Source organism: Neobacillus sp. MER 74 (assembly GCF_023714155.1).
The window spans coordinates 20,861-46,957 of record NZ_JAMAUV010000008.1 but is presented as its reverse complement, the minus strand read 5'-3'; the positions used below and the strand labels follow the sequence as shown (position 1 = coordinate 46,957).

The 26,097-nt window shown below is 39.5% G+C and carries 29 protein-coding genes, 1 riboswitch and 1 other annotated feature; of the genes, 10 read left to right on the top strand and 19 right to left on the bottom strand.

All coding sequences use genetic code 11. From position 1 onward, the window contains the following. Positions 1-46 precede the first annotated feature (46 nt). The 7 genes from leuS to M3610_RS14905 form a co-directional block, all read right to left on the bottom strand. Complete coding sequence (gene leuS, locus M3610_RS14935) at positions 47-2,464, bottom strand: leucine--tRNA ligase (protein WP_098574573.1); 2,418 nt, start codon at positions 2,462-2,464, stop codon at positions 47-49. Then, on the bottom strand, positions 2,461-2,673 hold the full coding sequence (locus M3610_RS14930) for a hypothetical protein (RefSeq protein WP_251460143.1): 213 nt from the start codon (positions 2,671-2,673) through the stop codon (positions 2,461-2,463). Before M3610_RS14930 ends, leuS begins: the two co-directional genes overlap by 4 nt. A gap of 22 nt (positions 2,674-2,695) precedes the next feature. Beyond that, positions 2,696-2,917 (bottom strand) — a binding site (T-box leader). Positions 2,918-3,065: 148 nt separating this feature from the next. Further along, positions 3,066-4,259 carry an MDR family MFS transporter gene (locus tag M3610_RS14925; RefSeq protein WP_251460142.1) on the bottom strand — a complete coding sequence of 398 codons (1,194 nt, stop codon included), beginning with the start codon at positions 4,257-4,259 and terminating at the stop codon, positions 3,066-3,068. 357 nt (positions 4,260-4,616) lie between these two features. Beyond that, positions 4,617-6,068, bottom strand: coding sequence for an ammonia-forming cytochrome c nitrite reductase subunit c552 (locus M3610_RS14920; protein WP_251460140.1), 1,452 nt, complete (start codon positions 6,066-6,068; stop codon positions 4,617-4,619). A gap of 2 nt (positions 6,069-6,070) precedes the next feature. Then, the gene (locus tag M3610_RS14915; protein WP_251460137.1) at positions 6,071-6,583 is read right to left on the bottom strand and encodes a NapC/NirT family cytochrome c; all 513 of its coding nucleotides are present in this window, start codon (positions 6,581-6,583) and stop codon (positions 6,071-6,073) included. A gap of 289 nt (positions 6,584-6,872) precedes the next feature. Beyond that, positions 6,873-7,052, bottom strand: coding sequence for a glycogen biosynthesis protein GlgD (locus M3610_RS14910; RefSeq protein WP_251460135.1), 180 nt, complete (start codon positions 7,050-7,052; stop codon positions 6,873-6,875). Next, positions 7,049-7,318 (bottom strand): YtzC family protein, encoded by a 270-nt coding sequence (locus tag M3610_RS14905; protein WP_098574578.1) that lies wholly within the window; start codon positions 7,316-7,318, stop codon positions 7,049-7,051. The genes M3610_RS14910 and M3610_RS14905 overlap by 4 nt, the downstream gene beginning before the upstream one ends. Positions 7,319-7,529: 211 nt before the next feature. Between M3610_RS14905 and mnmL the strand changes: the two genes are divergently transcribed. Beyond that, positions 7,530-8,495: a tRNA modification radical SAM protein MnmL/YtqA gene (gene mnmL, locus M3610_RS14900; protein ID WP_251460133.1), complete on the top strand. Its 966-nt coding sequence runs from the start codon at positions 7,530-7,532 to the stop codon at positions 8,493-8,495. Further along, positions 8,492-9,064 (top strand): tRNA 5-(aminomethyl)-2-thiouridylate-methyltransferase MnmM, encoded by a 573-nt coding sequence (gene mnmM, locus M3610_RS14895; RefSeq protein WP_251460130.1) that lies wholly within the window; start codon positions 8,492-8,494, stop codon positions 9,062-9,064. Before mnmL ends, mnmM begins: the two co-directional genes overlap by 4 nt. A 23-nt stretch (positions 9,065-9,087) precedes the next feature. On the opposite strand, the gene M3610_RS14890 is transcribed toward mnmM, so the two are convergent. Both M3610_RS14890 and M3610_RS14885 read right to left on the bottom strand, forming a co-directional pair. After that, the gene (locus M3610_RS14890) at positions 9,088-10,182 is read right to left on the bottom strand and encodes a tetraprenyl-beta-curcumene synthase family protein (RefSeq protein ID WP_285851248.1); all 1,095 of its coding nucleotides are present in this window, start codon (positions 10,180-10,182) and stop codon (positions 9,088-9,090) included. 5 nt (positions 10,183-10,187) lie between these two features. Beyond that, positions 10,188-10,991: an alpha/beta hydrolase gene (locus M3610_RS14885; protein ID WP_251460126.1), complete on the bottom strand. Its 804-nt coding sequence runs from the start codon at positions 10,989-10,991 to the stop codon at positions 10,188-10,190. A gap of 143 nt (positions 10,992-11,134) precedes the next feature. On the opposite strand from M3610_RS14885, the gene M3610_RS14880 reads away from it, so the two are divergent. Next, the gene (locus tag M3610_RS14880) at positions 11,135-11,647 is read left to right on the top strand and encodes a gamma carbonic anhydrase (protein WP_251460124.1); all 513 of its coding nucleotides are present in this window, start codon (positions 11,135-11,137) and stop codon (positions 11,645-11,647) included. Between the two features lie 288 nt (positions 11,648-11,935). Here M3610_RS14880 and asnB read toward each other — a convergent pair whose 3' ends face one another. Continuing rightward, positions 11,936-13,840 carry an asparagine synthase (glutamine-hydrolyzing) gene (gene asnB, locus M3610_RS14875; RefSeq protein ID WP_251460122.1) on the bottom strand — a complete coding sequence of 635 codons (1,905 nt, stop codon included), beginning with the start codon at positions 13,838-13,840 and terminating at the stop codon, positions 11,936-11,938. Positions 13,841-14,087: 247 nt separating this feature from the next. Beyond that, positions 14,088-15,287: a methionine adenosyltransferase gene (gene metK, locus M3610_RS14870; RefSeq protein WP_251460120.1), complete on the bottom strand. Its 1,200-nt coding sequence runs from the start codon at positions 15,285-15,287 to the stop codon at positions 14,088-14,090. Positions 15,288-15,490: 203 nt separating this feature from the next. Next, a riboswitch (SAM riboswitch) is annotated at positions 15,491-15,630 on the bottom strand. A 247-nt stretch (positions 15,631-15,877) separates the two neighbouring features. On the opposite strand from metK, the gene pckA reads away from it, so the two are divergent. Beyond that, positions 15,878-17,464, top strand: coding sequence for a phosphoenolpyruvate carboxykinase (ATP) (pckA, locus tag M3610_RS14865; RefSeq protein ID WP_251460118.1), 1,587 nt, complete (start codon positions 15,878-15,880; stop codon positions 17,462-17,464). Between the two features lie 32 nt (positions 17,465-17,496). Here the strand turns inward: pckA and M3610_RS14860 are convergent, their stop codons facing one another. The 4 genes from M3610_RS14860 to M3610_RS14845 all read right to left on the bottom strand — a co-directional run bounded on the left by M3610_RS14860 (position 17,497) and on the right by M3610_RS14845 (position 20,156). Then, the gene (locus M3610_RS14860) at positions 17,497-18,450 is read right to left on the bottom strand and encodes a hypothetical protein (RefSeq protein WP_251460116.1); all 954 of its coding nucleotides are present in this window, start codon (positions 18,448-18,450) and stop codon (positions 17,497-17,499) included. After that, the gene (locus M3610_RS14855) at positions 18,431-18,955 is read right to left on the bottom strand and encodes an RNA polymerase sigma factor (RefSeq protein WP_251460115.1); all 525 of its coding nucleotides are present in this window, start codon (positions 18,953-18,955) and stop codon (positions 18,431-18,433) included. The genes M3610_RS14860 and M3610_RS14855 overlap by 20 nt, the downstream gene beginning before the upstream one ends. Positions 18,956-19,078: 123 nt before the next feature. Beyond that, entirely contained in the window at positions 19,079-19,321 is a 243-nt protein-coding gene (locus tag M3610_RS14850) for a DUF2584 domain-containing protein (RefSeq protein ID WP_098574589.1), read from the bottom strand. 37 nt (positions 19,322-19,358) lie between these two features. Next, on the bottom strand, positions 19,359-20,156 hold the full coding sequence (locus M3610_RS14845; protein ID WP_251460113.1) for an alpha/beta hydrolase family protein: 798 nt from the start codon (positions 20,154-20,156) through the stop codon (positions 19,359-19,361). A gap of 174 nt (positions 20,157-20,330) precedes the next feature. Here M3610_RS14845 and M3610_RS14840 point away from each other — a divergent pair, with 174 nt between their 5' ends. From M3610_RS14840 to M3610_RS14830, 3 genes are read left to right on the top strand one after another with little or no spacing between them, the layout of a single operon-like run. Beyond that, positions 20,331-21,296 (top strand): ABC transporter substrate-binding protein, encoded by a 966-nt coding sequence (locus tag M3610_RS14840; RefSeq protein ID WP_396953652.1) that lies wholly within the window; start codon positions 20,331-20,333, stop codon positions 21,294-21,296. Positions 21,297-21,316: 20 nt separating this feature from the next. Further along, positions 21,317-22,093 (top strand): ABC transporter ATP-binding protein, encoded by a 777-nt coding sequence (locus tag M3610_RS14835; protein WP_098574591.1) that lies wholly within the window; start codon positions 21,317-21,319, stop codon positions 22,091-22,093. Then, the gene (locus tag M3610_RS14830; RefSeq protein WP_251460109.1) at positions 22,074-22,880 is read left to right on the top strand and encodes an ABC transporter permease; all 807 of its coding nucleotides are present in this window, start codon (positions 22,074-22,076) and stop codon (positions 22,878-22,880) included. The genes M3610_RS14835 and M3610_RS14830 overlap by 20 nt, the downstream gene beginning before the upstream one ends. Positions 22,881-22,904: 24 nt before the next feature. Here the strand turns inward: M3610_RS14830 and ytkD are convergent, their stop codons facing one another. Then, positions 22,905-23,426 (bottom strand): RNA deprotection pyrophosphohydrolase, encoded by a 522-nt coding sequence (ytkD, locus tag M3610_RS14825; RefSeq protein ID WP_311315826.1) that lies wholly within the window; start codon positions 23,424-23,426, stop codon positions 22,905-22,907. 83 nt (positions 23,427-23,509) lie between these two features. Then, entirely contained in the window at positions 23,510-23,827 is a 318-nt protein-coding gene (locus M3610_RS14820) for a hydrolase (RefSeq protein WP_098574594.1), read from the bottom strand. A 202-nt stretch (positions 23,828-24,029) separates the two neighbouring features. Here M3610_RS14820 and M3610_RS14815 point away from each other — a divergent pair, with 202 nt between their 5' ends. Both M3610_RS14815 and ytzI read left to right on the top strand, forming a co-directional pair. After that, positions 24,030-24,287, top strand: a complete 258-nt coding sequence (locus tag M3610_RS14815) for a DUF6154 family protein (protein WP_026563229.1) — start codon at positions 24,030-24,032, stop codon at positions 24,285-24,287. 113 nt (positions 24,288-24,400) lie between these two features. Further along, complete coding sequence (ytzI, locus tag M3610_RS14810; protein WP_098574595.1) at positions 24,401-24,562, top strand: YtzI protein; 162 nt, start codon at positions 24,401-24,403, stop codon at positions 24,560-24,562. Between the two features lie 41 nt (positions 24,563-24,603). Here the strand turns inward: ytzI and M3610_RS14805 are convergent, their stop codons facing one another. Further along, entirely contained in the window at positions 24,604-25,077 is a 474-nt protein-coding gene (locus tag M3610_RS14805) for an S-ribosylhomocysteine lyase (protein ID WP_026563228.1), read from the bottom strand. A 140-nt stretch (positions 25,078-25,217) separates the two neighbouring features. On the opposite strand from M3610_RS14805, the gene yidD reads away from it, so the two are divergent. Next, positions 25,218-25,445, top strand: coding sequence for a membrane protein insertion efficiency factor YidD (gene yidD / locus M3610_RS14800; RefSeq protein ID WP_098574596.1), 228 nt, complete (start codon positions 25,218-25,220; stop codon positions 25,443-25,445). Here the strand turns inward: yidD and M3610_RS14795 are convergent. After that, positions 25,442-26,014, bottom strand: coding sequence for a beta-class carbonic anhydrase (locus tag M3610_RS14795; RefSeq protein WP_251460107.1), 573 nt, complete (start codon positions 26,012-26,014; stop codon positions 25,442-25,444). The two genes, yidD and M3610_RS14795, sit on opposite strands and share 4 nt — an antisense overlap. Between the last annotated feature and the right edge of the window lie 83 nt (positions 26,015-26,097).

The following is a 26,097-nucleotide window of genomic DNA, read 5'->3' as shown; positions in this document are numbered from 1 at the left end:
ATCCCCTTTAGGAAAAACAGCCCCGAAAATGGGGCCATTCTATAGATTAATTTGCGACGATATTTACAAGCTTGCCAGGAACAGTAATGACTTTGCGGATTGTTTTCCCTTCAATTTGTTCCTTAATTTGGGCATCCTCCATTGCGATTCCCTCAAGAGACTCTTTGCTTGCATCCACTGGTACCAAAAGCTTTGCTTTTACTTTACCATTGACTTGAACAACAATTTCAACTTCATCATCTACTAGTTTTGCCTCATCATAGGCTGGCCATGCTTCGTAAGATATTGTTTCACTATGACCTAACTTCTCCCAAAGCTCCTCAGCAATATGCGGGCAAACAGGTGCAAGCATTTTAACAAAACCTTCAATATATTCTTTTGGCAGTACGGTTGCTTTATAGGCCTCATTTATAAATACCATCATCTGTGAGATCGCCGTATTAAATCTTAAGCCTTCGTAATCCTCAGTCACTTTCTTCACTGTTTGATGATAAACTTTTTCCAAATTAGAGGCTTCTTCATTTACTTGAATCTTTGGATTTAATTCCCCGTTTTCTTCAACCAATAAACGCCAGATGCGATCTAAGAAGCGGCGGGAACCATCTAGTCCATTTGTTGACCAAGCAATTGATGCATCAAGCGGTCCCATGAACATTTCATAGAGGCGAAGGGTGTCAGCACCATGGCTGCCGACGATATCATCAGGGTTTACGACATTCCCTTTTGATTTACTCATTTTTTCATTTCCCTCACCTAAAATCATGCCTTGGTTAAATAACTTTTGGAATGGTTCTTTGGTTGGAACTACACCAATATCATACAGGAATTTATGCCAGAAGCGCGCATAAAGTAAATGTAAAACTGCATGTTCTGCCCCGCCAATGTAAATGTCAACAGGAAGCCAGTGGTTTAATTTTTCCTGAGAAGCAAGTGCTTGATCATTTTTCGGATCAATGTAACGTAAATAATACCAGCAGCTGCCTGCCCATTGCGGCATTGTATTGGTTTCACGACGGCCCTTTTTACCGGTTTCTGGGTCCACCACGTTGACGAAATCAGAAATAATTGCCAGCGGAGATTCCCCTGTTCCAGATGGTCGAATTTCTTTCGTTTTTGGTAACATCAATGGAAGCTGATCTTCAGGAACCGCAGTCATTGTGCCATCTTCCCAATGGATAATTGGAATCGGTTCGCCCCAATAACGCTGGCGGCTGAATAGCCAGTCACGCAAACGGAAAGTGACTTTCTTCGTTCCGATTCCCTTTTCTTCTAACCAAGCAATCATCTTTTGAATGCCTTCTGCTTTATCCAAGCCATTTAAGAATTCAGAGTTAATATGTTCACCATCGCCAGTATAGGCTTCTTTGTCAATATCTCCACCAGCGACAACGGCTTTAATCGGCAGGTTAAATTCTTTAGCGAATTCATAGTCACGCTCATCATGAGCTGGAACTGCCATAATTGCCCCTGTACCGTAACTTACTAATACATAATCAGCGATCCAGATTGGCATTTTTTCACCATTTGCAGGATTGATGGCATATGCCCCAGTGAATACGCCTGTTTTCTCTTTTGCAAGATCGGTACGCTCTAAATCGCTCTTTGTTTTCACTTTATCCAAATAAGCATCAACCGCAGCACGTTGTTCAGCTGTTGTGATTTTATCAACAAATGCATGTTCAGGAGCAAGCACTGCATAGGTAGCACCGAATAAGGTGTCAGGGCGTGTAGTGAATACTGTGAATGTCTCATGGTGGCCTTCAATCGAGAAAGTTACTTCTGCACCTTCCGAGCGGCCGATCCAGTTACGCTGCATTTCCTTTAAACTTTCCGGCCAATCAAGTTCTTCTAAGTCTTCAAGTAAACGATCACCATAAGCTGTGATTTTTAACATCCATTGCTTCATCGGACGGCGTTCAACTGGGTGTCCGCCACGCTCACTTTTGCCATCAATGACTTCTTCGTTTGCGAGAACTGTTCCAAGCGCCGGACACCAGTTTACCGCAACCTCATCAATATATGCTAAACCTTTTTCGAATAACTTTAAGAAAATCCATTGGGTCCATTTGTAGTATTCTGGGTCAGTAGTATTAACTTCACGATCCCAATCATAAGAGAATCCTAATGATTTAATTTGGCGGCGAAACGTGTTGATATTCTGCTCTGTAAATTCTGCAGGGTCGTTACCCGTATCTAGTGCGTACTGTTCTGCCGGTAAGCCGAACGCGTCCCAGCCCATTGGATGAAGCACATTGTATCCCTGCATCCGCTTTAAGCGGGAAAGAATGTCGGTAGCTGTATAGCCTTCAGGGTGTCCTACATGTAGTCCGGCACCTGATGGATATGGAAACATATCTAAAGCGTAGAATTTTCTCTTGTCATATTCTTCGCTTGTTTTAAATGTTTTTTCTTCTTCCCATTTCTTTTGCCACTTCTGTTCGATGTGATTATGATCGAAACTCATATCTGTTGCCTCCTTAAAATAAAGGCTGTATTAAACTTGTCTGTTGATTTCCGTTCCAGGCACTTCGCTTTCCGCAGGCGTGCCGGGGAGCCTCCTCGTCGCTTTGCTCCTGCGGGGTCTCCCCTGCCCCGTACTCCTGCAGGAGTCTTCGTGCCTTCCACTCCAATCAACAGAGGGCTAAAATCAACATTTAACTTTAACACAGCCAAAATAAAAAAACCCCTCATCCCAAAAAGGGACGAGAGGATTGTATGTATCTTCCCGCGGTACCACCCACATTAGTGTTGTCAACACTCGCTTCATTCATCCTTAACGCGGAAAACGGCAAGCCTTACTATTCCTTCACGCTTGCAACTCAAAGGCGAGTTCATGATGTACCCGGTTGACTTTCACCAGCCGTCAACTCTCTAAGTGCGGATATGAATCATTACTACTCCTAATCACAGTCATTTCAATATAAAGTATTACGGTTATTGTAATAAATTTTCAACAAGTATGCAAGGCAAACTAGCGCCTAAATTCAGGATAGTCAAAATATCGGGATAATAAACAAAAAGACAAAGAAGAGTTACTTCTTCGTCCGCGTGGAATGGACAAATAACTAGATTTGTCCATGGACGGTGCCTGACACCATTTTTGTTTTTAGACCTCGATCGTAAAGGAGTGTTGTGATGATTGCGATGAGGAATAACACTATTAGTACAATGAATAGTGCTGATATGTTGTACATGTCTACGATTATTCCGCCCATTAGGGGACCAATCATTCTGCCGCCTGTGGCCGTACTGTTGACGATTCCTTGGTAGAAGCCTTCACGTCCCTTCGGTGCCAGGTTAAAGGCAACTGTTGGAACCGCCGGCCAGATAAACATCTCACCAATTGTTAAGATAATCATCCCAACTAGAAACCCAGAGAACAGCGTTGCCTGCCCTGCAACTAAAAATGAAACAACGAAAATACCAATTCCAATAATCATTTGCAGTTTAAGTGATGCTTTCAGATGCTTCATTACACCATTTAAGAATGGTTGGCCAATGACAATTAGGGCACCGTTGATCGACCATAATAGACTATACTGTGTTAATGAAATATTAATTTCCTGTGTATAGGTGGCAATCGTTGTTTGCCACTGTACATAGGCAACCCAGCAAAGCAAATACCCTGTACACAGTATTAATAAGGCATACAGTTTTTTTCTATTTTTTACAATAGGAACATTTATATCGTTAGTTGCCGGTTTTCCTGACTCTCCTGAAATTCCTTTATAGCCAAATAGCGCTATAAGCAAAAAGAGGACGTACATAATAGTATTGGCTAGGAAGATGAGTTGAAAGGAATAAGCGGCAACAATCCCGCCAAGGGAGGCCCCCAAGGCTACCCCAAGGTTTTGGGCAACATAAATGGCGTTAAAGGCTTTCCGTCCACCTTCAACCCAAACGACCCCTGCCATTGCATACATCGACGGAAAAATAATACCGGTACCGAATCCAATAATGATTTGGAAGACAATATAGGCAGGCCAGCCATGCCAAAAAGTTAAACCGATGAGTGCTGCAAGAGTAATCGAGATTCCTATTAAGATAGATTTGTAGCCGCCTATTCTATCAAATAGGCTGCCGCCATATAGGTTACCAATCACACTTGCGCCTGAATTTAGCATTAGGACTATTCCAGCAATCGATAAGGACTTACCCAGGTGATCATGTATATAAATTGTATTTAAAGGCCACAGAAATGATGAGCCTGTGACATTAACGACCATCCCTATTATTAAGAGCCATAAGGCACGTGGCATGTATAAAACGCCCCTTTACATATTACAATTTCAATTACCAAGGATATATTCTATTATTTTTTCTTGGGGCGCGCAATGCTTTTTGTTTTCCAGTGCAATGGGGAGAGGTATGGAGATTTGGTATTCCCTCTGAATCGATCCAGGATTCCGTCAAACTGGATTGGATTTCGCCGAATTGGCCCAGGATTTCGCCAAACTGGATTGGATTTCGCTGAATTGGCCCAGGATTTCGCCAAGTTACCCAATCATTTCGCCAAATTTAAAGAAGATATCGCCAAACTCAATTTCTCCTCAAAAAAACCATAAGAAAAAAACACTGTAAATGAAACAGTGTTTTCCTGACCAAAATATTTAAGGTTATTTCTTTGGTACTCCTGGTACTACCGGTGCTTGTGCAGGGAAATAACTATTCACTGCGGCATCTTTTTTCTTATCATTTTCTGTTTCGTCGAAAACAGCCTTTTTCACTTTTTCAATTTCCTTGTCTACCTCTTCCATGTCAACGCCTTTTTTAACAAGCTCTTCAGTTGCAAGCCGGACCGCTTTGTTGGATTGAACAACAGATTCTCTTAAGGAATCCATCGATCCTTGTGGATTATGAAAACCGGCCGAGTTTTCAGCTGCGATAATATCCCAGAACCATTGGCCCTTCCGAACAAATTCCTGCGCTTGCTTGATTTTCTCCTGATTTACACCTGAAGTAATCATTTTATTTACATAATAGTGTGATGTCGTGGAAATATCCTGTGCATCGTGTAATGCACTAACATTTGCTTCTTGAATTTCAAGGACACGGTCCTTCAATTTATCTAAATCACGGTCGCCATGACACTGACCGCATGAAGTTTGCATGGTTTTAAGCGGTGAAGTCCACCAGTGTGAGGTGATTTTTCTTTTTCCATCGACACGCTCATATGGCATATGGCAGTCAGCACAAGATACATTCGCTTTGCCGTGTGTACCTGATGAATGTGTTTCATATTCGGGGTGCTGTGACTTTAACATCGGCGTCCCAGAAATATTACTAATCCAATCCTTCTCAAAACCTTTTTCTTTCGCAATGGTGCTGTAATACTCATACATTTCTTCAGGTTTAAAGCCTTTTGTCCACGGGAATGTTACTTCACTATTATCGGCTGCAAAATAATACTCCACGTGACACTGGCCGCAAACATAGCTGCGCATATCGTTTTTGGTTGGATTGGATGTATCTACGCCTTTCGCTTGTAATGCCTTATAGAAGCTTGGACGAGTGACACGCAAATCCATTGTTTTTGGATCATGACAATCCGAACAGCCTATGGGCGAGTGCCCCATCTCCTCCCCTTTTGGCCAAATATCTTTATTAAAATTAGCACCCCAGTAGTGGTCGCCCATTTCCTCAATCATCTTTGGAACAGCTGTCGATTTACAAGTGTAACACGAGCCAACCGATTTATCGGTAATTCGTTGAATACTGCGTATATCTTCTAAGGCGTATGTATGTCCACGTTCTTCGTTATATTCCGTTGCAAATCCATATCCATTAAAGAGGATGGGTAACAAAGGCTCTTTATCCTTTTCAAATTTGCTGCGTTTTTCAGAACCGCCATAAGTAGTATCTTCCATCTTTTCATTCTTTTTGTAACTATTATATTGAAGTGGAAATAAGTCCTTAAACGCTTCATTACGAATTTCATCGGCTGCGAGTCCTGTAGTCTTCTTCCCTGTAGCTGATGCCGTTTTCTCAGTAGATCCATCGCTGCACCCAGTAAGGATCAAAACCATCGCTAGCAGGAGAAGATATGCCCCATATCGAAAGCTTCCCATTTCTAAAATCCTCCCTTATTTTCTAATAACTCTCCTGAAACAGGCGGCTTATTATAACGATCATCTTTAAAGCCTTTCCCGTGTGGTACTGTTTTGTGACAGGAAATACATTTTTCCTTTGCATCATGCGATATATTGCTAAGTGTACTTTTATGACAAGAAATACAGTTGTCATTCATAATTTTTTCAGTTCGTTCGGTCGCTTCAATCACATCCGGAATCTTCTTTGTTCCGAGTGTATTGAAATAAATATGTGTCATCCCTGCGCGGCCTTTAAAAAATAATTTCCCCACTTCACTTTTATGAGGCAGATGGCAGTCATTACACTGTAAATCCGAGTGAGTTGAATCCATAAAAGACTTATGTACGGATTTCATCGTATGACAGTTTTGACAAAAACCAGGAGAATCCAAGTAGGCCATTGTTTTTACAGTGGAAAAAGATAAAAACACACCAATCAGCAGCGCCAGCACAATTAAAAACTTTTTGTCCATTTTAAGGAATCTTTTTAACATTTCCTCACCTCCCATTCTTTTTCTTTTAGTTTTTCTGCATCGTAATCCTGAGTGGTCTACAACCTTATTTAAACCATGATATAAAAGGGCAAAACTGTGACGCACATCACATATATATCACTACTTGTTACCGACCTGTGAACAAGCGTTTCCTTCTATTTTCAAGGTGTTTTTAATGTAATATTGTTATTCCAAGTGATTTTTTGCACTTTTATAAAAAATTTTCGGAAAAATTATTTATAAAAAAAAGAACCCCTCAATGAAAAAAATTGAGGGATTCTTCCTTGTTTTATGAAGATTGGTCTTTTTCTTGGTGGAATTTGGATTTTACAGGCTGCCCACCGGATTTTTCATAATTCTTCTTGGCTTGCTTAACAAGATCGAAATCTTGCCCCAGCTCTAAATCTTGATTATTAATTCCATTTCGGGTTTTCTGTTCAGGATTTTGTTGCTTAGAACGCTTTTTCAAAGGTTTTCCCCCTCTAGAACCATGGTATTCTGAAGCTGCTGCAGCTGGAGTCTCATTCTATGGAGCTGTTCCCGTTGCTGCGAGTTTGCACTATGTGCCATTTTAGCAATGTCTTGATAAGTATCTTCAAGCTGCTGCAGCGCCTTTGTGTAATCATCGTCATTATAATGCTCTTGGAGACTACTTTGTTTGTATTGTTCTTGGGCAAAGCGAACTGTGTCCTCAACCTGTTGCATTAATTCGTCCATAGAGTCGCGAGTAGCCATTTAAGAACCCCTTTCTATAATAACTGGAAGCCCCGTGTGAGAAGCATAATGCTTCATTTCTTATTTTGTTCTCCATTTTCTTTCCTATAACATAAACAGTTGAATAATTATTACCAGCCAGTTCCGTAAATAATTACATTTGGATAAGCTAGCCACTACATGATAAAATTGATGTTATGCGCTTTTTATTTTTTATAAGGAGGTTTTCTGATTGGTTCAGATGAGACCTTTTATATATGCTTCTGATGATAAACGCTACCATACTTGGAATTACCACTTGCGCCAAGAATTTGGTCATAAGGTGTTTAAAGTCGCGCTTGATGGAGGCTTTGATTGTCCGAACCGGGATGGCACTGTCGCACACGGAGGCTGTACGTTTTGTAGTGCGTCAGGTTCTGGAGATTTCGCCGGTAATCGAGTAGAATCCCTAGAAACTCAATTCAATAACATTAAAGAAAAAATGCACACAAAATGGAAAGATGGGAAATACATGGCCTACTTTCAGGCATTTACAAATACCCATGCACCAGTAGATGTACTTCGTGAAAAATATGAATCCGTTCTGGATCAGGAAGGCGTCGTGGGTTTATCGATTGCCACGCGTCCTGATTGTCTGCCAGATGATGTGGTCGAGTATTTAGCGGAACTGAATGAACGAACCTATTTATGGGTTGAACTTGGTCTTCAGACAGTCCACGAACGGACAGCCTCACTCATCAATCGTGCCCATGATTTTCAATGTTATAAAGATGGGGTAAACAAGCTAAGAAAGCATGGGATTCGCATCTGCTCCCATATAATCAATGGATTACCGCTTGAGAACTACGACATGATGATGGAAACTGCTCATGAAGTAGCCAAATTAGATGTTCAAGGAATAAAAATTCATTTGCTCCATTTGTTAAAAGGAACGCCCATGGTCAAGCAATATGAAAAAGGAATGCTCGAGTTTATGTCCCAAGATGACTATGTAAAGTTAGTATGTGACCAATTAGAGATTTTACCACCCGAGATGATTGTTCATCGGATAACAGGAGATGGTCCCATTGATTTAATGGTTGGGCCGATGTGGAGTGTGAACAAGTGGGAAGTCTTAAATGCCATTGATGCGGAACTGAAAAAACGAGACAGCTGGCAGGGGAAATTTTATCAAGGTCAATTGGTGAAGTATTTATGAAAATAGACAAGGTTCTTCCGTTTGCGAAAAATCTACTTAAAAAAGCGGTACAACCTGGCGATGTTGTGATTGATGCGACAGTTGGAAATGGCTATGATACAGTTTTCTTAGCAGAACTTGTTGGTGCCTCCGGTCACGTATTTGGGTTTGATATTCAAGAGAAAGCGATTGCCGCAAGCAAGGAACGTTTGATTAATCAAAGCCTGTCTGAGCGAGTTACACTGTTTCACTCTGGGCACGAACAGCTATCCCAATTAATTCCTAACAACTATCAAGGTAAAGTAACTGGTGCAATTTTCAACTTGGGATATTTGCCTGGCAGTGATAAAACGATAGTTACTCAACCTGAAACAACGATTAATGCTCTGCAACAACTACTGGAAATGATTGCTCCCGAAGGAATCATCGTTCTCGTTATTTATCATGGCCACAAAGGAGGGGCTGAAGAACGTGATTCCCTGCTTGATTATTGCCAAAAAATTGACCAAAAAACAGCCCATGTGCTCCAATACCAATTTATCAATCAACAAAATAGTCCAGCTTTTATCATTGCAATCGAGAAAATATAAAAACCAGGCCTAAGCGCCTGGTTTTATTTTGAAATTAACCTTGTAACAAAAGCTGGGACTGATTTTTGCACTGAACGGTAGGCAAGACCATTGAAATAGAAGAAATAGCTAATCCAACCGCCCGTTTTAATCATACCTTTGGCTAATTTTCGCACGTTTTTCTGTTTGCGAACCTTGGCATCGGATAAATAAATACCCAGCAGACCACGATTAATCAAGCGATGAAAATTTTTGTGAGGGAGAAATTCCGTGTGCCGATCTGCTTCAATCATAAAATGATTCAAGCGTTGAAAAAGGATTTCCTCATTACGATAATAAGTACAAAAGTTTAAATCTCCCCCAATAAGGTCTTCTTCTTGATCAATAAAATAATCTAAAAGAATATGTAAGCCCTGAATATATGGAAAGTATCCATTTCGAATATTATCCGCATCACTCAACTGAAAATCATTACGATGTGCATAGGACACAAGGCAAAAAATCCCTAAGGTAGAACCCGAACAAGCTGAAAATTCATACCATTCCATATCAGGTAAGTGAGGTTGGTTCTTTTGAAACCATTTTTCAAGACGTGGGACCCGTTCCTCATGGATGACATGTTTATGAATTTGCAGTTCACAATAGTATTGGCATAGCTCAAGCAAATAATCTTTAATTCCTTCATAATTCTTAAGATCTCTTAGGACAGAGCGGCAGGTTTCCGATAAATCATTTAAATAATTATCATCGTCCTGGTCTTCACGGAGCCGGTAATAATTTTTCTTCTCTGCCTTAAGGACGAGTGCATCTGCCATGGATTCATGGAGCGCTGCAAAATCCTCAGGGTCCAGTGAGGTAGAACGGTCACAAAGATTATCCAAATAATCACTAATTGTTTGATAAGCAACGATAAATTTTATCGCTTTTTGATAATCCCCTTTTGCGGTTAGTGCAAGGATAGCACCACCCTCGCAATGGAACGTTTTATGATTGATACTTGCAAGGGCCTGAGTCCTCAGTTCGTCGTTTGGGATTTTTTCGGCACGGCTTTTCCAATAAGCCAATTCTTTGTGTACTGCTGGAAGTATTTTGCTGTATACCCTCGACATAAGGGTGATTGGCCTCATTAAAACCGACAACCTTTCTAAACAATATAACCGATTGCTTTTAATTGACTATAAACAAAATCCTTTGCGTATTCAAATACCACTTCGCGCTCCGGTTCATTAAAAATCTCATGGTAGCATTTCGGCCATTCCTTAAATCTTTTTTCCGAAAGTGGTACATGATTGAACCACTCTTTTACGGTACTTTTATTGACTATTTTGTCATCGCCCGCTTGCATGACTAGCATGGGGATGTCTTGTGTTTTTTCAAGCGCCTGAAAGGCCTCTTTCATGGCACTTACTAATTCCCGATACCATCGAACCGATACCTTGGTTACATAAAGGGTATCATTTGAATCCGCTTCACGGACCTCTTCGTTTCTTGTTGCCATTTGGACCGATAATCCAGAATTGATCCGAAGTGAAGGAAAAACCACATTCAGACCATGCGATAGGATATCTAGAATTTTAGATGGGGTATGAACTAACCCTAAACACGGCGATGAAAGAATCACTCCAGCGACATTCAGCTTCTCTTCCTGTAAGAGCCGGATTGAAATTAATCCTCCCATACTGTGACCAAGTAAGAAAACTGGTAAATTATAGCGGTAGGCTGCCTGAATCCAATCCTTTACTTCAAAGATATAATCATCGAAGGAATGAATATGACCGCGGTTTGCCCTTGTTGTCATCCCCTGGCCCGGAAGGTCTGCCATAATCACATGAAATCCGGCAGAACGCCACATTTCGATTAGCCAGCCATAACGGCGGTGATGCTCCATCGCACCATGGACCATCACAATTACTGCCTTGGCTTCCCCTTCTGCTTCCCACTTCCACATAAAATTCCTCCCTAGAGTAGTTTTAACCAATTAGTGAATGAATTCCAATGCACAAAACTTCACTAATTTAAAAAAGACGAATTATTTTTAAATGCCTCCTACTTCCGCTAAAATAATATCATCATGGAAAAGGAGCGAGAAAAATGATCTATCCTTATAAAGATAAGTATCCTCACATAGCGGATAATGCTTTTATTGCCGACTATGTGACAATTACTGGTGATGTTGTAATTGGCGATGAATCAAGTGTCTGGTTTAATACTGTCATTAGAGGGGATGTCGCCCCAACCATCATCGGTAAGAAAGTAAATATCCAAGATAATTCTATATTACACCAAAGTCCCAATAACCCGCTAATTTTAGAGGATGAAGTGACTATTGGACACCAGGTAATTTTACACAGTTGCATCATTAGAAAAAAAGCACTCATCGGAATGGGATCGATTATCCTTGATAATGCTGAAATTGGTGAAGGTGCATTTATTGGTGCTGGCAGTCTGGTTCCCCAAGGGAAAAAGATCCCGCCTAATACCTTAGCATTTGGCAGACCCGCAAAAGTTATTAGAGAATTAACACCTGAAGACATTCAAGATATGGTAAGAATCTCTAGAGAATATGCAGAAAAGGGACAATATTATAAGTCCATTCAACCATAATAATAAAGCGCAAGCGCCCTGGTCAGCGGCGTATGGCCTCCTCGAAAGAGCTAACGCTCTTTCTTCGTGCGATGCTTATGCTGCCGAAGCCTTCCTTGTGGAGCGCTCCAACTGAGATAAAGGAATCACGAAGAGCGATAGCGCATTCGTGCTTGACTTATCGTAGGGAGGAGAGCGAAGGACACTAGCCGCTAGGGTGCTGGAGCTAGACAGTAATCTAAGTTCAAAAACTTATACTTTCTTATCATTAAATAAAAGCACCCAAGAACACTTGGGTGCTTTTATTCATTAATTTTTCGATGATTGCAATGCTTTTTCTAAAGAATAGTCCCGTTGAAATGAATAGACATCTTCCACATACACTTGATGCCAAACCATAAACATCAGCACAGTCCAGATTTTCCTGCTGTTATCTGCTTTGCCTTGGCTATGATCTTCAAGCAATTGAAGCACATAGGTTTTATTGATCAAATGATCGGTGTTGCTTTCACGGATGATTTTTTTGGCCCAATCGTTCATTTCATTCTTCAACCAGTGACGGATTGGAACAGGGAAACCTAGTTTCTTACGATCTAGCACATGGGCAGGCACGATGCCTTCAGCGGCTTTACGCAAGATATATTTAGTCGTTCCATGAGCTGTTTTCAGGCTAGTTGGGATTTTTGACGCCACTTCGAAAACCGCTTTATCGAGGAATGGCACACGTAATTCTAATGAATGAGCCATGGTCACTCTATCCGCCTTCAATAAAATATCACCGCGCATCCAAGTATGAATATCAATATACTGCATCCGATCAACCGGATCGTAGCCCCGCGATTCGGAGTAAAGAGGCTTCGTAATATCCTTATAATCTAATCCTTCACGGTAGACATTTAATAGTTCGCGTTTCTCTTCTTCCAAAAACATTTTTGCATTACCGATATAACGATCCTCCATTGGCGTTACACCACGTTCAATAAAGCTTTTTCCTCTCATTCCTTCAGGCATCATGCCTGCAATCCCTTTTAAAAGCACTTTTCCTGCTCTAGGGATTTTATTAAATACCTCTAATGATTGCGGTTCACGATAAATATTGTAGCCGCCAAATAATTCATCCGCCCCTTCACCAGACAGAACAACGGTTACGTGCTTTCTTGCCTCACGAGCAACAAAATATAACGGAACGCAAGCAGGATCGGCAAGCGGGTCATCCATATGCCACATGATTTTTGGAATTTCATCCATGTATTCCTGAGGGGAAATCACATAACTGATATTTTCAACGCCAAGTTTCTCAGCTGTCTCTTTTGCGACATCAATTTCACTGAAACCATCATGCTCAAAGCCAACAGAGAAGGTTTTAATGGCAGGGTGAAATTCTTTAGCAATGGACGCAATGATGGAAGAATCAATCCCGCCTGATAAGAATGAACCTACTGGAACATCACTGCGCATATGCATTTTGACTGAATCAAAGAGGACATCTTTAATTTCTTTTATAAAATCAGGCTCCGCTTTTTGAACCGGTTTGAAATGTGCCTTCCAATATCTTTTAATTTCCATTGGTGAGCCAATTTTTTTTGTAAAATAATGACCTGGTTCTAATTTCTTTATTCCATCAGATAAAGTGTTTGGTTCTGGAACAAATTGATAGGTTAAATAATGCTGCAATGAATCATAATTGAGCACATCATTTTCAAGACCCAACAAAATACTCTTTTTCTCAGACGCAAAAAACGTTCTGTCACCATCTTCAAAATAAAAGAACGGTTTAATTCCAAAAGGATCACGTGCCCCATAAAGACTTTGCTCTTGTTTATCCCAGATAACGAAAGAGAACATTCCACGCAGTTTTTCAACGGCCTTTTCCTTTAAATGGCTGTAAAGAGCAATAATAACCTCTGTATCAGAACTTGTTGCAAACGTTAAACCCTCAGCTAATAGTTCTTCACGCAGCTCAACATAGTTATAAACTTCACCGTTAAAGATAATCCAGTAGCGTTCATTTTCATAGGTTAACGGTTGATGACCGCTCTCAATATCAATGATACTTAAACGTCGGAATCCAAATTGAATATGATCATCATAATAAAAACCATCATCATCTGGACCACGATGAGTGATAATATCGTTCATATTTTTAAATTGTTGTTTTTGTACTTCACTATAGTTTTGTGTTGTATCGTGTACACAACCTATAAAGCCACACATTATGTACCTCACCTCTTCTAAATATCCCTAAATAAAGGATTTAATCCAAAAAACATACTCTCTAATACTACCACTTTTTTTTGAAAAAATGCACTGTGAACAATAGGTAAATTTACTATCCCCATTTTTTACTTCTTTTGACCTGTATAAACATTTCATTTTAGTCAAATACCGATTAAATGTGCAGGTAATTAGACGTACAAATAAAAACGGGAGTTACATGTCATATGTAACCCCCTCTTTCTATTTAAATATTTGCTTGCGCTCGTAATGCTTCTACTTTATCCGTACGCTCCCAAGGCAGGTCAATATCTGTACGGCCAAAGTGACCATAGGCTGCTGTTTGTTTGTAGATTGGACGACGTAGGTCCAGCATGTTGATGATTCCAGCAGGACGGAGGTCAAAGTTTTCACTCACCAGGTCCACTAGAATATCTTCGTTTACTTTACCAGTACCAAACGTATCCACAGCGATGGAAACCGGTCGTGCTACACCAATCGCATAGGCCAGTTGAACTTCACATTTTTCAGCAAGACCAGCAGCGACAATATTTTTAGCTACATAACGAGCGGCATATGCAGCGGAACGGTCCACTTTTGTCGGATCCTTACCTGAGAAAGCACCGCCGCCATGACGAGCATAACCACCATACGTATCAACGATAATTTTACGGCCTGTTAAACCTGCATCCCCTTGAGGGCCGCCAATAACGAAACGTCCGGTTGGATTAATAAAATATTTAGTGTTTTCATCGATAAGCTCTTTTGGTACGACAGGGTTAATGACATATTCCTTCAAGTTACGTTGAATTTGCTCTAACGTTACTTCTGGGTTATGTTGAGTAGAAATAACAATGGTATCAATCCGTACCGGTTTATCATTCTCATCATATTCCACCGTTACCTGGGTTTTTCCGTCTGGTCGAAGGTATTCAAGGACATTATCTTTCCGAACTTCTGTTAATTTACGAGCAAGCTTGTGTGCAAGTGAGATTGGAAGCGGCATAAGCTCTTTCGTTTCATTACATGCAAAACCAAACATTAACCCTTGATCTCCTGCTCCAATTGCTTCAATTTGCTCATCAGACATTTGACCTTCACGAGCCTCCAAAGCTTGGTCAACACCCATCGCAATGTCTGGAGACTGTTCATCAATAGATGTTAAAACGGCACATGTCTCGGAGTCAAATCCATATTTCGCACGATCATATCCTATCCCTTTAATCGTTTCACGAACGATTTTTGGAATATCCACATATGTAGATGTTGTGATTTCCCCTGCCACTAACACTAATCCAGTTGTTACTGAAGTTTCAGCCGCAACACGAGCATTAGCATCCTTTGCTAAAATAGCATCTAAAATGGAATCAGAAATTTGGTCACAGATTTTATCTGGATGACCCTCAGTAACTGATTCAGAAGTGAACAAACGCGCGTTTCTTGACATCTGAATTCCTCCTTTATTATGAGATCACGAGGATTTTTTTCGAAGGTTACAGGTATACTTCTTAAACCTCGAGAATTTGATACGGTACTCATTCCCTTAGTATGTAATAAACAAAGGATTTTTATTAGAGACTCATTTCATAAAAGGACTTATAAAAAAACAAAAAACCTTACCATAGAGGAAAGGTTGTTTTCGGCCTTTCGCTCTTATCGTTCAAGGCATTAGCCTTGCGTCAGATTAGCACCTTCGCATTTGAAAAGGACCTTTTAAAGTGGTTCATCTTTTCATACTGCAGGTTGCTGGGTTTCATTGGGCCTGTCCCTCCACCAGCTCAGGATAAGAGAGTATCCGTTCAACTTAGAATAATATCATACTGGGTAACAATGTCAATGTATTTTTTAGAAATATCTTCCTCAAAAAATGGGAAAAATACGGTGTAAGTCATTAACCTTTTATAAAATTTTTTTATATCTTCATTTAAAGTTTTAAAATATATAAATTCAGATTAATAGGATACATTATTTCAACTAATGTGTTATACTTTTTGTATTATTAACAACATAAAACTTAGACAAAGGAAGGTCTCATTAATGAATTCTGTTGATACTCCTAATGAATTAAATCAATTGTTGAATGAAAGTCATGTTCATGTACAATTATCTGTTCCACAGTTAGTTGAAAAAGTCTTAACCCGTCATGAAGGGGGACTAACTTCTACTGGGGCAATTAGTGTCGCTACTGGTAAATATACTGGCCGATCTCCACAAGATAAATTCATTGTTGTAGAAGATTCAACGAAAAATAAAATTGAATGGGGCACGACCAATCAACCAATTTCCGAGCCGGTTTTCACAAAGCTTTATCAAAAGGTCATTAATTATTTACAACAGAAAGATGAAATCTTTGTTTTTAAAGGCTTTGCTGGTGCCGATAAAAAATCGCGTTTACCTATCAGGGTTATCAATGAATTAGCATGGCAAAATTTATTTGTACACCAGTTATTTATTCGCCCGACAGAAGAAGAGCTGCTTGAACATGATGCTGGTTTCACTGTTATTTCTGTCCCTAATTTCAAGGCAAATCCGGCAATTGATGGCACAAATTCGGAGGCCTTTATTATTGTATCATTTGAGAAAAGAATTGTTCTAATCGGTGGAACAGAATATGCAGGCGAAATGAAGAAATCTATTTTCTCAGTCATGAACTATCTGCTTCCGGAAAATAATATTTTTTCCATGCATTGTTCTGCCAATGTTGGTCTTGAAGGCGATGTTGCATTATTTTTCGGCTTATCTGGTACTGGAAAAACCACTTTATCCGCGGATCCAAATCGTCGATTAATTGGTGATGATGAGCACGGCTGGTCATCCAACGGTGTCTTCAATATCGAGGGAGGCTGCTATGCAAAATGTATTAATCTTTCTCGTGAGAAAGAGCCGCAAATTTTTGATGCGATCCGCTTTGGAACGGTATTAGAAAATGTTACCTTGAATCAAGAATCCAGAATCCCTGATTATGATGATGGCACATTAACAGAAAATACACGTGCTGCTTATCCAATTCATGCGATTGATAATATTGTTCAACCAAGTATTGCTGGACATCCAAACACTATCATTTTCTTGACGGCTGACGCTTTTGGTGTATTGCCTCCTATTTCAAAACTCACTAAGGAACAAGCAATGTATCATTTTTTAAGTGGTTATACTTCAAAACTAGCTGGAACAGAGCGTGGAATTACCTCACCACAAGCTACCTTCTCTACCTGCTTTGGTGCACCATTCTTGCCGTTGCCTGCAACTCGATACGCCGAAATGTTAGGTGAAAAGATTCTTGAGCACAATGCGAATGTATTTCTTGTGAATACAGGCTGGACCGGCGGTGAATATGGGGTGGGGAATCGGATGAAACTTTCCTATACCCGTGCTATGATCCAGGCGGCGCTTGAAGGGGAACTAAATCATGTAGAAACAACCAAGGATAAAATTTTCGGCTTAAATATTCCTCTTCATATTGCGGGAGTACCAGATGAAGTTCTTCAACCTAGTAAAACATGGTCTGATCCGTTTGCTTATGAGAAGAAGGCAGAAGAATTAGCAGCACAGTTCCGAGAAAACTTCAAGAAATTCACAAATGTCTCAGAAGAAATTGAACAAAAAGGCGGACCTCTCGCGTAAGCGAAAAGCGCCCTATTTTTTCAAAGCCCATATCAATTCGATATGGGCTTTCTTACTTCTACCGCTTCTGATTTATTTAATAAAGTAAACCGATATTTGCCGCTTTTTTTCAGTTGGAAATCTCCCTTGTAAATAGAAATCTTTTTTCCATCGGTAGTGATATAATCGGTCTTATCTTTAAAGGTAAAGGTGGATTCTTCTGCATTTTCTAAGTCAAATATCTCTAATTCAATTTCAGGTGGAAGGTTTTCCCCCTCTACCTCAATTGCAGCATCTTCATAGAAACCTGCGTATAAAACCTCTTGGGAAATCATTAGAGTGGAATCACCTATCTTGATATAAGGCTCCATAACATAAATTGAAAATTCACCGACCTTTTTATTGCCGGCCATAAATTCAAGATTATATTTTCCGGAAAAAGGAAATGGTTTAAAACTTGTCATTGCATGACCATCTGCCCCATACATCCCCCCTGATATTACGGCTGTTGCAAGATGTTCTTTGACTCCTGTTTTTACATGGGTTGCCGTTATGTTTAAAGGTTTGTTGGCAAAATCCTTTTCATAGTCACCCCATAAATAGACTGATATTTTTGAAACACTCCTTTGATCCTTCGCTATCCACTCCAGTGGAGCAAGCAGGCTAACCTTGTTTGGTATTCCAAAATTGCTATCTGGATAATATGGTGTGCCACTCTTATCCATTAAAGCAAAAAACTCGCCCTTTTTTACAACTTCTGTCTTTACAGATCCCGAATTGCTTAAATCTTCACCATGGCTTGTAAAATAAAGGATTGGAGCAATTATCGCCAACATAAATAGAGCTGCTAATGCCGCTAGTCTTTGAAAATTAAATCGCCTGCTTTGTTTCCGAGTGCTTTCCTCACGAATTGTTTTAAGAAAAGCGTTTCTCTGCTTTGCAGTTAACTCATGCTTTGGAAAATCAGCCATCATTTCCAGTAATTCTTTATCCTTCAATTGACTCAAAATACTCCCCCCCTTTTAAGCGTTCATTTAGTTTTTTCACTGCCCGAAAAAAAGTAACATTCACTTTATTCTCCGTCCAGCCAAGGACTTGACCTGCTTCTTGGGATGAAAGTTCTGCAATACCTCTTAATAAAATTACATCACGATAGGTGGGCTTTAATTCATTAATTGCTTCATACAAATAGGCATATTCCATTTTCCTAACAATTTTTTCCCCTGTATCTTGTTCATGAAGCTTAGGGGATTCATAATCTAAAATCTGTTTAAGTCTGTTCCAAACAGATTTCTTCCGGTAAAAGTCTATTGCTGTATTTCTTGCAATTGATATCAGCCATGTTTTCGGGCTTGAATCATTTTTAAATTGACTTAAGGCTTTTAATGCCCGTAAAAAAGTCTCCTGGACCAAATCATCTACATCCACCGAGCCTGTATAATAAACTAGATAATTGGTAACATCCTGCTCATATTGAATAAACCATTTCTCTATTTGATGGCCGCGCTCCAATCCAATCCCCCTTCCCAAAAACCTTAATCCTAATAAATCTATTAATAAGACGAATGTATCGAAAGTTTATTACACATTAATCATATTTTTTTCAAAAAGAAAAAGCAGGTGGCAAAACCCTGCTTAGTTCGTTGAATTTAATGAGATTAATTGGTATGTGATGGTCGTGCTGTTATTCTGCAGCTCAACTTTTTTAATGATTGCTGTACCACTTGAATCACTATCCATTGTTTTTCTTACATCAATCGGAATCTCAATGGGATAAAGTCTATACCCTTCTTTTTCTAATGTGAAGACATTTTCCTCTACTCGTATCTCTCTTCCTTTTGTCACAATCATCGTATTTAACTCAAGAGGCATACCCATATCTTTGATCCGCTCCTCTGCTTGTTTTACCTTTATATTAACATCTTTTACGTTGACTTTTCATCCACTTTGATAGATCTGAAACGACTTTTCTATTTACTTCAGGAGGGAAGTAATGTGTAAACTCATCAAAATACCAGCAATCGACTGGCTTTTCTAATTCTCTCAGCCTTCTTTCCAGGCGATAGGCATGCTCCACTGAGACATTACCGTCATTTACACCATGGATAATTAGGACTGGAGCGGTCAGTTTTTCTAAGGAATAGATTGGGGTTCTGTCTTGATAACGTTCCGGATATTTCTGTGGGGTCCCTCCAATCACACGTTTCATCATTCTTCGTAAATCCTTCCGTTCCATATAGGTAAGGGACATATCACTGACTCCTCCCCAGGTAACTACAGACGCGGTTTCAGGGAATTCGATCCCAGTCAAGAGTGCCATGACTCCACCACGCGAGAACCCAAAAATATGTACGTTAAGAACCCTCGGCAAAGATTTTAACAGCCAAAAGGCCGCAAATGCATCTTCCCGATCGTTTCCGGCGAAGTCCTCATTGCCCTCTCCGCCCTGATTGCCACGATAATAAGGCGCAAAAACAATGAAACCTTCAGCGGCAAATTGAGCAATCCGTGCGGGTCGAACTTTGCCCACATTTTTGATGCCTCCCCGTAAATAAAGGAATCCATCATACTCACCTTCCCCTATTGGTTCTGCCAACATTCCTTTGACTCTTAATCCATTGGAAAGGTAGGTGATGACCTTTAATTCAACAGATGGATTTGGAGAAGGAAACCGCATGATCTCAACGATTTTCCCTTCATTGTTTTGGTTCATCTGCACAACTTCCCTCTTTTTATCAAATTATAACACTTTGGCATTCACACATTTTTCTCCCGTTCATACGATATCTTAGGCAATTAGCCCAGATTTTTTATGAAATATAAGGAGGCTTGCTTCATGAAAAAATCATTAAAATTCAGTTTCTCCTTTCTGCTCATCACTATACTTATGTTCTCACTAGTGGCTTGTAATAGCACCACAAAGAATGAAACCAAGAAACTTGAAAAGGTTCGAATCGCTGAAGTTACTAGGTCCATCTTCTATGCCCCGCAGTATGTTGCCATAGCAAAGGGATTTTTTAAGGCTGAAGGTTTAGATGTGACACTAACAACAACGCCAGGCGGCGACAAAACCATGACTACATTAATTTCCGGAGGAGCTGACGTTGCTCTGGTTGGATCGGAAACCTCAATTTATGTATACGCGCAAGGCGCAAATGACCCGGTCATTAATTTTGCCCAATTAACACAGACAGATGGTACATTCCTCGTTTCTAGAGAAAAAATAGATAATTTCTCATGGGATCTCTTAAAAGGAAAAACCTTCTTAGGTCAACGTAAAGGCGGCATGCCGCAAATGGTTGGCGAGTTTGTTTTAAAGAAGCATGGCATTGATCCACATAAAGATTTGAACTTAATCCAGAACATTGATTTTGCTAATATTGCCAATGCTTTTGCCTCAGGAACTGGCGAATTTGTGCAATTATTTGAACCAACAGCAAGTATTTTTGAAAAAGAAGGCAAAGGTCATATAGTCGCTTCCTTTGGGAAAGAATCTGGCCATGTTCCCTATACCACGTTTATGTCCAAGGAGAGCTATATGAACAAAAATAAAGAAACAATTGAAAAGTTTACTAGGGCAATTTACAAAGCACAAAAGTGGGTAGAATCACACAGTGCCGAAGAAATTGCCAAAGCAGTCGAATCATTTTTCCCGGACACAGACCTAGCTATTATGACCACCGTTGTGGATCGCTATAAAAGTCAAGGTTCCTTTGCCACAGATCCAGTTCTCGACCAAGCCGAATGGGAGAATCTTCAAAACATCATGAATGAGGCGGGAGAACTTCCAAAAGAAGTAGATCATCAAACACTTGTAAACACAAAGATAGCTGAAAAAATTATTAACGAATAAAGGAAAGGGAGGCCGTCTCCATGAATTTTTTGTCCGTCCAAAATATTCATCATACCTATTTTACCAAAGCCTCGGCTGCCACGGCCCTCTCCGATATTTCATTAACCGTTGAGGAGGGGGAGTTTGTCTCCCTTCTTGGCCCTAGCGGCTGTGGTAAGACGACTCTGCTCTCCATTATCTCTAGTTTGCTTAAACCTACCCAAGGTACGGTCTTATTAGAGAATAAGCCTGTAACAACCACCAAAAACCAAATCGGTTACATGCTCCAGCAGGATTATTTGTTTCCATGGAAAACGATTGAAGAGAATATTCTGTTAGGACTGAAATTATCGAAGCAGTTGAATGACCAAACAAGAGCGAAGGCCATGAGCCTGTTAGAGCAAATCGGATTAACCGGTGTGGAAAAACAAATGCCTAGGCAGTTATCAGGGGGGATGAGGCAGCGGGTAGCGCTCGTCCGTACCCTTGCCACAGAACCAAAGCTGCTTATGCTTGATGAGCCCTTTTCTGCTCTCGATTATCAAACTAAATTGAAACTGGAGGACCTAGTCTCGCGCACATTAGATGAATTTGGCAAAACCGCCATTCTTGTGACACATGATATTGGTGAAGCGATTGCCATGAGTGATCGGGTCTATTTACTTTCTCCAAGTCCAGGCAGGATTTATAAAACATTTACGATGCCCGATGAACTAAGAAAGATCTCCCCGTTTGAAGCTAGAAATCATGAAGCATTTTCAAGCATCTTTCAAACCATATGGAAGGAGTTGGAGTCACTTGAGCGAGAAAAAGAATAAGCTGGAACTCCTCCATAGAAACTATATTCAATCGTTGATAGTGGAAAAACGTTGGGTTAGATTTTATCAAGCGATTATTTTTATCATCTTTTTCGCAAGCTGGGAATTTTCTAGTCAAAAACAGTGGATTGACCCGCTTCTTTTCAGTTCTCCATCAAAAATTTGGAACTTATTTTTGGAAAAGATTAACGATGGAACTTTAGTTAACCATATTGGGGTCACCCTCACCGAAACTGTACTAGGATTTATTCTGGGCACACTGCTTGGTACCATTTTAGCGGCAATCCTTTGGTGGTCACCAATGATTTCAAAAGTGCTTGATCCGTATCTTGTCATATTAAATGCTATGCCAAAAGTAGCTTTAGGGCCGATATTGATTGTGGCGCTTGGTCCAGGATATCCATCGATTATTGCCATGGGTGCGATTATCTCCGTCATCATTACCACGATCGTTGTTTACACCTCATTCAAAGAGGTAGATCCAAATTATCTAAAAGTGCTTCAAACTTTCGGAGCTAGCCGTTTACAATGCTTCAAGGAAGCAATCCTCCCTGCTAGTTTTCCGACGATAATATCTACCTTAAAGGTCAATGTCGGCTTATCATGGGTCGGTGTAATTGTTGGGGAATTCCTTGTATCCTCGAGAGGGCTTGGCTATATGATTATCTATGGCTTCCAAGTTTTTAATTTTACCCTCGTTTTCTTATCACTCATGATTATTGCCGTATTTGCCACTATTATGTATCAGCTCGTTGAATTATTAGAGAAAAAACTTATCAAGGAATAGCGGATTGGTTATAAGTACTTTCTGCTATTCTTTTTGTTCTTTTATCCTTTGGATGTGTTTCACACATTGCTCAACAACCTGGTCTTTCATAATAAAACTGTATGTTTCCCCAAAACGTTGAGTTAATATATCCCCCTGAACAAGTACTGGACCATCGGTTTCGTAATAACCAGACGTTTTTTCTATCCTTTTTACCTTCCCCCAAAAGACCGTTTTCACAAAGGACTTCTCTGGATCGAAAATTTTATACTCAGCCAAAAATATAAGCTCAGTTAATATTGCGCCAGTCTCCTCAAAAGCTTCTCGTTGCGCTGCCTCTTCAAGGGTTTCACCTGATTCCATCTTACCTCCTGGAAATTCAAGGCCTCTTTGTTTATGGTTGGTCAACAACCATTCATCTCCATGTTGGCAGATAACCAACACATGTTTGGCCTTCTCTTGAAAAGAATTTGGACTAAAAGACAGTTCAACTTTATTCCCATTTGCATCTAAAAAATGTATCATTCTAAATTCCGCCTCAATATTTGTTGCTCTTATTATAATCAAAAAAAGAAAAATCCTAAAGGAAGGATTTTTCTTATAAAATACTTTTTAAAAATAAATTTTTTTACCTTGGTAAAATATTTATTTTACCTTGGTAAAATATTCATGCTTTCAATGTGGCTTTTTGCTTCTTCATCACCCAGCTTATGCAACATTCCATACACTTGTTGGAGTGTACTATCGTAAGCATCGTTTTCACGATCGTAATGATACTCGACATATGGTACGTGGGCTCGAAAGAAGTTCTTCCATTCGGTCGAATAATTTTGATTAAATAATTCACGGAGTTGCGTAATTTCTTCATCACTTGCCTGAATTTTATAACTCCATGTTGAACTTGTAGCACTTTGCGAAATTTCACCGCTCCCTACATCAATATAATAGGTTTTCTTTTGCTCATCCATTATGTCATCCCCTTTTACTCTTTAGTAATTTGCAAATAGAAAAAATTTATTCTCTGCCAAATTTCGATTCATTTTTTAGAAATGAATACGATATAATAAACATACAACATAAGAAACAGATTTTTCTGTCAATTTACAAAAACGGAAGTTAGAATTATTTTATACTTAAAAGGGAAAAGAATATAACAAGGAGGTGTACTGAATGAAATTAGTCGATGAATTGTATGAAATGTACCGTAATAAGTTAACCGGTGACGAAGAGGATATCGATATGCTGGCATTTGCCTTTTTAGAAGAAATGTCACATGAGGATTTACTAGCGTTAATCCAAGACATGGATAAACAGGAATTATATAATCTAATGGGCATTTATTTAATTGAAAGTTTAAAAGGTAAATTTGCCCAAGAAGAGTACGGCCAGCATCGCACGAATACTTATCATCCTCGAAATATTCATTGATTATACATAATAGTGTAGAAACGGAAGCCAAAACAGAGGGCTTCCCTTTTTCTTTTCTCAATAAAACATCAAATCATGATACAATAGAGGAAAAAAGGAGGTAGCCTATACACATGTATGTAGTAGCCGTAATTTGTATTATTATTGTGTTCGTAGTTCTATTTCTAGCCGTGGGCACCACTTCTAAAGCCTATACTTATAAACATACGGTCGATCCATTAGAAAATAACCCGCATCTTGAACAGGAAAAAAATCAGGATGAAAACAAAGCTTAAAAAAATTCCTATTCACATCGAATAGGAATTTTTTTAAATCATCATGCAAAAACTTGCTTGAGGTCTTCTTTGCTTTGCTCGAGCCAGAAACGCATTAAACGCTTGGCACCTTCTAGGTCATGTAGTTTTGCTTGACCACATTGTCTTTCATTCGCAGCTGGAATTTCAATAATTTCAAGGGCATCTTTCATTGTATCTTCCATAAGATCAATGATTTCTTCCACAGTAGGTTCACCGCTAACGACTAGGTAGTAACCTGTTTGGCAGCCCATTGGTGAAATATCAATAATATCAAAGTGGTCATACTTCTCAGAATGCTTACGAAGATTAAAAGCAAGCAAGTGCTCTAATGTATGAATCACATCTGGTTTCATCGCCTGTTTATTGGGCTGGCAAAAACGAATATCATATTTATTAACAACACCGTCACTACCAACTTTGTGAACACCACAATGTCTCACATAAGGGGCTTTAACCGCGTTATGGTCTAAATCAAAGCTTTCAACTGAAGGCATCGATATCACTCCTTTTTTTATCTACTAGTATCATACAATAAATTCCGAGTTTTTTCATCTACTTACATTTATTTAACAATTTAGACGTTCCTATTAAATTATGGTATGTTGTAGATAATTGTAATAAAGGAGTGTTCCAAATGGTAAAAAAATTTTTCCTTGCGATTATTCGTTTTTATCAAGTTGCTATCTCACCGTTAAAACCACCCACCTGCCGCTTTTATCCGACATGCTCTCATTATGGGGTAGAAGCCATTCAACGGTTTGGTGCCTTAAAAGGCGGCTGGCTTACGCTCAAAAGAATATCGAAATGTCATCCGTTTCATCCGGGAGGGTTGGATCCAGTTCCCGAAAAGGATTCACATTAATTTTGATAACCATCCACAATAAGATCCAGTTTTCCTGTTTTAGGGTCAATAACTAAACCATGCACAGGAACATCCTTCGGCATTAACGGATGATTTTTAATAATTTCTACGCTGTGTTCTACACTTTCGGTTACACTATCAAACCCATGCAGCCAATTTTTTATATCAATTCCGGAGTACGTAAGCGTATCAATCGTTTCTTGGGATATTCCACGTGCTTTCATACTTTCAAGCACTGGTTCTGCCTTTAACCCGCTCATCCCGCAATCATAATGAGCAATCACCAAAACCTCTTGAGCCTTTAATTGATACAGGGCAATTAATATACTTCTCATCACACTGCCAAATGGGTGTGAGAGCAGTCCCCCGGCGTCTTTAATTAATTTCGCATCACCATTACCCAAGTTTAATGCTTTGGGTAATAGTTCGAGCAGCCTAGTATCCATACATGTTAGGATGACCATTTTTTTATTCGGATATTTGGTTGTTTCATACCTTTCATATTCATGGTTTTCCACAAACTTTTCATTAAAGTCTAGAATCTCACTCAGCAATTTTGAGTTATTCAAGATAACCACCCTTCCTTTGTTTCTTTCTAAGCATACCTAATTTTTGATAGTTAGACAAAATTTTATACTTGCTTTTAAGGAAA

Excerpts from the sequence above, each read along its gene's own strand:
- pckA (WP_251460118.1), top strand. The coding sequence starts at position 15,878 with ATGAATTCTGTTGATACTCCTAATGAATTAAATCAATTGTTGAATGAA.
- ytzI (WP_098574595.1), top strand. The coding sequence starts at position 24,401 with ATGTATGTAGTAGCCGTAATTTGTATTATTATTGTGTTCGTAGTTCTA.
- yidD (WP_098574596.1), top strand. The coding sequence starts at position 25,218 with ATGGTAAAAAAATTTTTCCTTGCGATTATTCGTTTTTATCAAGTTGCT.
- M3610_RS14915 (WP_251460137.1), bottom strand. The coding sequence starts at position 6,583 with ATGTTAAAAAGATTCCTTAAAATGGACAAAAAGTTTTTAATTGTGCTG.
- leuS (WP_098574573.1), bottom strand. The coding sequence starts at position 2,464 with ATGAGTTTCGATCATAATCACATCGAACAGAAGTGGCAAAAGAAATGG.
- M3610_RS14840 (WP_396953652.1), top strand. The coding sequence starts at position 20,331 with ATGTTCTCACTAGTGGCTTGTAATAGCACCACAAAGAATGAAACCAAG.
- M3610_RS14820 (WP_098574594.1), bottom strand. The coding sequence starts at position 23,827 with ATGGATGAGCAAAAGAAAACCTATTATATTGATGTAGGGAGCGGTGAA.
- M3610_RS14845 (WP_251460113.1), bottom strand. The coding sequence starts at position 20,156 with ATGAACCAAAACAATGAAGGGAAAATCGTTGAGATCATGCGGTTTCCT.
- M3610_RS14835 (WP_098574591.1), top strand. The coding sequence starts at position 21,317 with ATGAATTTTTTGTCCGTCCAAAATATTCATCATACCTATTTTACCAAA.
- M3610_RS14885 (WP_251460126.1), bottom strand. The coding sequence starts at position 10,991 with ATGTGGAAGTGGGAAGCAGAAGGGGAAGCCAAGGCAGTAATTGTGATG.
- M3610_RS14880 (WP_251460124.1), top strand. The coding sequence starts at position 11,135 with ATGATCTATCCTTATAAAGATAAGTATCCTCACATAGCGGATAATGCT.
- M3610_RS14805 (WP_026563228.1), bottom strand. The coding sequence starts at position 25,077 with ATGCCTTCAGTTGAAAGCTTTGATTTAGACCATAACGCGGTTAAAGCC.
- M3610_RS14905 (WP_098574578.1), bottom strand. The coding sequence starts at position 7,318 with ATGGCTACTCGCGACTCTATGGACGAATTAATGCAACAGGTTGAGGAC.
- metK (WP_251460120.1), bottom strand. The coding sequence starts at position 15,287 with ATGTCAAGAAACGCGCGTTTGTTCACTTCTGAATCAGTTACTGAGGGT.
- mnmM (WP_251460130.1), top strand. The coding sequence starts at position 8,492 with ATGAAAATAGACAAGGTTCTTCCGTTTGCGAAAAATCTACTTAAAAAA.
- M3610_RS14925 (WP_251460142.1), bottom strand. The coding sequence starts at position 4,259 with ATGCCACGTGCCTTATGGCTCTTAATAATAGGGATGGTCGTTAATGTC.
- M3610_RS14920 (WP_251460140.1), bottom strand. The coding sequence starts at position 6,068 with ATGGGAAGCTTTCGATATGGGGCATATCTTCTCCTGCTAGCGATGGTT.
- M3610_RS14850 (WP_098574589.1), bottom strand. The coding sequence starts at position 19,321 with ATGGGTATGCCTCTTGAGTTAAATACGATGATTGTGACAAAAGGAAGA.
- asnB (WP_251460122.1), bottom strand. The coding sequence starts at position 13,840 with ATGTGTGGCTTTATAGGTTGTGTACACGATACAACACAAAACTATAGT.
- M3610_RS14815 (WP_026563229.1), top strand. The coding sequence starts at position 24,030 with ATGAAATTAGTCGATGAATTGTATGAAATGTACCGTAATAAGTTAACC.